The organism is Leisingera sp. (assembly GCF_034669605.1).
In the GTDB taxonomy this organism is placed as follows: domain Bacteria; phylum Pseudomonadota; class Alphaproteobacteria; order Rhodobacterales; family Rhodobacteraceae; genus Leisingera.
Window position 1 is genome coordinate 1 of the sequence record NZ_JAXMOX010000296.1, and the last position, 4214, is coordinate 4214.

Below are 4214 nucleotides of genomic sequence, written 5' to 3' on the forward strand. Positions count from 1 at the left end.
CAGGAGGAAGTGGCCGCCGCCCCCAACGCGATGATGGCGGCTGAAATGGCGGTGATCCGCCTCACCCATGTGGCCGACCTGCCCTCGCCCGAAGAACTGATCCGCAAGCTGCAGGACACCCCGCCGCCGCCCCCGCCGCCGAATGGCCCCGGCGGCGGCGCACCGATGCAAGGCATGGGTGCGTCCGCTTTGGGGGGCGGCGGCGGCGCTCCTTCCGGTTACGGCGGCCAGAGCGGACCCGCTGGCGGCGCGCCGGCGGCGCAAGGCGGCTCCGGCCCTGTTGCGGCCCTGGCGCCGCAGGTCAGTTCCGCGCTGGCCCGTTATCCGTCCTTTGAACATGTGGTCGAGCTGATCCGCACCAACCGCGACGTGAAGCTGCTGGTCGAGGTTGAGGGCGGCGTGCGCCTGGTCTCCTACCAGCCGGGACGGATCGAATTCACCCCGTCCTCACAGGCGCCGCGCGACCTGGCGGCCCGGCTTGGCTCGGCGCTGCAGAACTGGACCGGGGCGCGCTGGGTGGTGTCCATCGCACCGGACGGGGACGCAGCCACCATTGCCGAGCTCCGCGACGCCGCCGAGAACGCCCTGCGCGAGAAAGCCGCCGCGCATCCGCTGGTGCAGGCGGTGCTGGAAAGCTTCCCCAAAGCAAAGATCAAGCGTATCCGCACAGCGCAGGAGCTGGCTGCCGAAGTCGCCGCCGAAGCCCTGCCCGAGGTGGAAGACGAATGGGACCCGTTCGAGGACGGCTGAGCACCGCCGCAAACAAATTGCGTATGCGGCCATCTCCCTGCAGATTGTTCCAGCCCCCGGTTCAGCCGGCCAGGGCGGTGCCCGTCCCGGCGGGACTGGGTGGGGGCAGAACAGGCGTTGCCCGGCCTTGCGGCCGGGCAGAAGGGTGCCATGTTCCCCGAATCCGGTGAACCTTCCCCCTTGTTTCACGTCCCCAGCCCCCGTATCTACGCTCCAAACCGGAATCTCAGGAGACTTCAGATGCTCAAAGGCCTCGGCGGTCTTGGCGACATGGCCAAGATGATGAAATCGGCACAGGAACTGCAGGGCAAGATGGCCCAGATGCAGGAAGAGCTGCACAATGTGATGGTGACGGGCGAGGCCGGTGCCGGCCTGGTCAAGGCCACAGCGTCCGCCAAGGGCGACCTCAAGGGCCTGGATATCGACCCGTCGATCTTCAATGGCGATGACAAGGAAGTGGTCGAGGACCTGATCCTGGCCGCCATCAAGGACGCCCAGGGCAAGGCCGCGGAAAAGGCGCAGGAAGAGATGACCAAGCTGACCGAAAGCATGGGCCTGCCCAAGGACATCAAGCTGCCGTTCTGATCCCGGACAGCCAACATTCAAAAGGCGGCCCGGCTGGAGCCGCCTTTTTCTTTGCTCGCCTCAAGCAGTCTCCAGCCGGAATTTCAGGAAACGTTGCCCCTCGTATTGCACCTCCCCGGTCTGCACCGCCCCCAGCCGCGCCAGCGGGCGCAAGTGGCGACGTGTCGGCGGCAGCAGGAAAGTCACATAAGGTATGCGCGGATCTTCACGGGCGAACGCCAACGCCTTGCAGGTAATGGCGGGACCAAGGCCAAAGCAGCCCACCCGCAGCACCAGCCCGAAATCCCACTCTCTCCCCTCCTTCTGAAATCCGCCCCAGCCGAGATATGCATCCCCGCGCAAGAAAGCCCAATGACCCAGGCCGTCGCGCTGCCAGCAGGTCTCCTTGGCGGCAACAAATTCCCTGGCCGCGGCCTCATCCCAGCTCCCGGTCAGCAACGGCATATGTTCCGCCATCCGCGGGTCGCGCATATGGCGGGCAATCTCCTGCGGCGGCACCTCTGTCAGCCGGGCAAACCGCAGAAGCCCAGAGCCGTTTTCCGTTTGCTCTGCCGCACCTGCCATCGCGATCCCTCCGCCGACCTTGCCAAGGCATACCCCCGGCTCGCGGAAAAACAAACCCCGAACATTTTTCGCGCGGCCCTTGCGCTCCGCTGTCCCGGGTGGCCTATATGGCAAAGAACCAAAAGGTCCGAGGCATGATCAGAAACTCCACCAGCGACATCGACGACCTGATTGCCCTGATGGCCAAGCTGCCGGGGCTGGGCCCGCGCTCTGCCCGCCGCGCGGTGCTGCATCTGATCCGCAAGCGGGCGCTGCTGCTGACGCCCCTGGCCGATGTGATGACCGAAGTCGCCGCCACCGCGCGCGAGTGCCTCAACTGCGGCAACATCGGCACCAGCGAGATCTGCCCGCTTTGCACCGATCCGGAGCGCGCCAACGGCGAGCTGTGCGTGGTCGAGGATGTGGCCGACCTCTGGGCGATGGAGCGGGCGTTGGTGTTCAAGGGCCGCTATCATGTGCTGGGCGGCACCTTGTCGGCGCTGGACGCGGTGGGGCCGGAAGATCTGCGCATTCCCCGGCTTGTCGACCGGGTGGCAACCGAAGGTGTCAGCGAAGTGATCCTGGCGCTCAACGCCACCATCGACGGCCAGACCACCGCGCATTACATCGCCGATCAGCTGCAGGGGCAGGTCAGGCTGACCTCGCTGGCCCAGGGCGTGCCGATCGGCGGTGAGCTGGACTATCTGGATGACGGCACCATCTCGGCAGCCCTCAGGGCGCGGAAGGAAATCTGACGGCGCGTCCGGGCGCCGAAAATTCTTCAAAGAATTTTGGCTGGAAAATTCGAGTTTTCCGGAGCCGCGCCCTGGCGATCAGATCCCCCGGCCCCGCCAGAACCGACCCCGCAGGCGCGTCCAGCCCTTTGGACAGGCAGACCGAGACCGTATCCATCAACCCGGCCAGCCCTGCCGCGGCACAGCCCAGCGCCACCGTGGCATTGAACAGCCGCGCCCCCTCCAGATGCGCCGCCAGCCCGGCGCCGCGCCCCGGCGACCGCGCCGGGGTCCAGCGCACCATCATCCCTCACCGGCACCGGGTACAGCCAATGCCCCCAGAATTGAGGCGCCTGCCGCCTCGCGCGGCTCCTCGACATAGCGGTCATCGGCGCGCAGCCAGTAGCGGCCCGAAAGATCATTGGCGCTCCATTCGGTCTGCCCGGGGCGCCGGGTCAGCGGCAGCGCGGCAAAGCCCTGGTCCTGCCAGCCGCCCATGAAAGCCTCGCACTTCAGGCACTCCTCCAGCGCCGCAAGATCCCGCCCGCCTCTGCCCTCCTGTGCTTCGAGGCCGCCGCCCGCTCCGGCAGCTTTGCCCAGGGCGCCCGGGAGATGAACCTGTCGCAAAGCGCCTTCAGCCGCCAGATCCAGAGCCTGGAGGCGCTGACCGGCCAAACCCTGTTCAAGCGCGAACGCCATCGGGTGCAGCTCAGCGGTGCCGGACGGATGCTGCTGGAGGAACTGGCACCGCAACTGGAAGCGCTGGAGGCCACCTTCTACCGCCTGCGCACACGGGACAATCCTTCCGGCGCGCTGAATATCGGCACCTGTCCGACGCTGGTCAGCCGCGGCTGACCGTCAATACCATCACCTATCGAAACACTGCCCAGGTGGATCCCAGCCTGGTGGATCTGGCCATCGTGCAGGGCGATCCGCCCTGGCCGGGCTTTCGCGCGGACCTGCTGATGCCGGAAACGCTGATTGCCGTTGCCGCTCCCGGCCTGCTGGCGCTGCTGGTGCGCCGCGAGCTGGCCGAGGGCACGCTGATCCAGGCCCATCCCCACCGCTGCACACCCGTCAGCGCCTATTGCCTGCTTGCACCGCAGGCCAAGGCAGGCACCAGCCGGATCGAACGGGTCCGCGACTGGCTGCTGGGTGACGCCAGCCCCCGCAGGGCCGGCTGACCGGCTTTTGTCCGCAGTAATATGTAACGTTCCTGCCGGGCGCCCCCCGCCGCGCGCCCGCGCGGCGCCGGGCCCAAGGCTGCCAAGGAGCCCCGTCAGGGGCACCTGCGGGCGCGGGAGCCTTCCGCCGGCTCCAATGCCCCCGGCCTCAGGTGAAAACCGCCCTGTACAGCTTTTCCTTGGTGAACGGTTTGTCCAGCACCGGAACCTCGGACAGATCCGGAAACCCCGCCGCCACGGCGCTGATGGCAAAGCCGCTCATCATCACCGCCTTCAGCCCGGGCTGGATCTTGCGCAGGCCTGCCAGGGTCTCCCAGCCGCCGCGCCCCGGCATGCTCATGTCGATCACCGCGCCATCAAGCGGCCCTGCCGCCTGCAGCTGCGCCAGCGCCGCCTCATAGCCATCGGCCTGCAGCAC

General features: G+C 67.5%; 8 protein-coding genes and 1 pseudogene. 5 read left to right on the forward strand and 4 right to left on the reverse strand.

The window, feature by feature from the left end; all coding sequences use genetic code 11:
* Positions 1–750: pseudogene (locus VOI29_RS23030) on the forward strand (DNA polymerase III subunit gamma/tau); the annotation flags it as partial.
* A gap of 240 nt (positions 751–990) precedes the next feature.
* Positions 991–1335, forward strand: coding sequence for a YbaB/EbfC family nucleoid-associated protein (locus tag VOI29_RS23035; protein ID WP_323784035.1), 345 nt, complete (start codon positions 991–993; stop codon positions 1333–1335).
* 60 nt (positions 1336–1395) lie between these two features.
* Here VOI29_RS23035 and VOI29_RS23040 read toward each other — a convergent pair whose 3' ends face one another.
* Positions 1396–1899 (reverse strand): GNAT family N-acetyltransferase, encoded by a 504-nt coding sequence (locus tag VOI29_RS23040; RefSeq protein WP_323784037.1) that lies wholly within the window; start codon positions 1897–1899, stop codon positions 1396–1398.
* A gap of 134 nt (positions 1900–2033) precedes the next feature.
* On the opposite strand from VOI29_RS23040, the gene recR reads away from it, so the two are divergent.
* Positions 2034–2633 carry a recombination mediator RecR gene (recR, locus tag VOI29_RS23045; protein ID WP_323784040.1) on the forward strand — a complete coding sequence of 200 codons (600 nt, stop codon included), beginning with the start codon at positions 2034–2036 and terminating at the stop codon, positions 2631–2633.
* Here recR and VOI29_RS24750 read toward each other — a convergent pair.
* Together VOI29_RS24750 and VOI29_RS23055 are read right to left on the reverse strand one after the other, a co-directional pair.
* Positions 2611–2916, reverse strand: a complete 306-nt coding sequence (locus VOI29_RS24750; RefSeq protein ID WP_416361581.1) for a beta-eliminating lyase-related protein — start codon at positions 2914–2916, stop codon at positions 2611–2613. The genes recR and VOI29_RS24750 overlap by 23 nt on opposite strands.
* On the reverse strand, positions 2916–3110 hold the full coding sequence (locus tag VOI29_RS23055; RefSeq protein ID WP_323784042.1) for a hypothetical protein: 195 nt from the start codon (positions 3108–3110) through the stop codon (positions 2916–2918). Before VOI29_RS23055 ends, VOI29_RS24750 begins: the two co-directional genes overlap by 1 nt.
* A gap of 114 nt (positions 3111–3224) precedes the next feature.
* On the opposite strand from VOI29_RS23055, the gene VOI29_RS23060 reads away from it, so the two are divergent.
* Positions 3225–3467, forward strand: coding sequence for a LysR family transcriptional regulator (locus tag VOI29_RS23060; RefSeq protein WP_323784044.1), 243 nt, complete (start codon positions 3225–3227; stop codon positions 3465–3467).
* Positions 3468–3502: 35 nt separating this feature from the next.
* Positions 3503–3796: a hypothetical protein gene (locus VOI29_RS23065; RefSeq protein WP_323784046.1), complete on the forward strand. Its 294-nt coding sequence runs from the start codon at positions 3503–3505 to the stop codon at positions 3794–3796.
* A gap of 148 nt (positions 3797–3944) precedes the next feature.
* Here the strand turns inward: VOI29_RS23065 and VOI29_RS23070 are convergent.
* On the reverse strand, positions 3945–4214 hold a 270-nt coding region (locus VOI29_RS23070; RefSeq protein WP_323784048.1), incomplete at its 5' end, for a response regulator.

Excerpts from the sequence above, each read along its gene's own strand:
- VOI29_RS23035 (WP_323784035.1), top strand. The coding sequence starts at position 991 with ATGCTCAAAGGCCTCGGCGGTCTTGGCGACATGGCCAAGATGATGAAA.
- VOI29_RS24750 (WP_416361581.1), bottom strand. The coding sequence starts at position 2,916 with ATGGTGCGCTGGACCCCGGCGCGGTCGCCGGGGCGCGGCGCCGGGCTG.
- VOI29_RS23055 (WP_323784042.1), bottom strand. The coding sequence starts at position 3,110 with ATGGGCGGCTGGCAGGACCAGGGCTTTGCCGCGCTGCCGCTGACCCGG.
- VOI29_RS23040 (WP_323784037.1), bottom strand. The coding sequence starts at position 1,899 with ATGGCAGGTGCGGCAGAGCAAACGGAAAACGGCTCTGGGCTTCTGCGG.
- recR (WP_323784040.1), top strand. The coding sequence starts at position 2,034 with ATGATCAGAAACTCCACCAGCGACATCGACGACCTGATTGCCCTGATG.
- VOI29_RS23060 (WP_323784044.1), top strand. The coding sequence starts at position 3,225 with ATGAACCTGTCGCAAAGCGCCTTCAGCCGCCAGATCCAGAGCCTGGAG.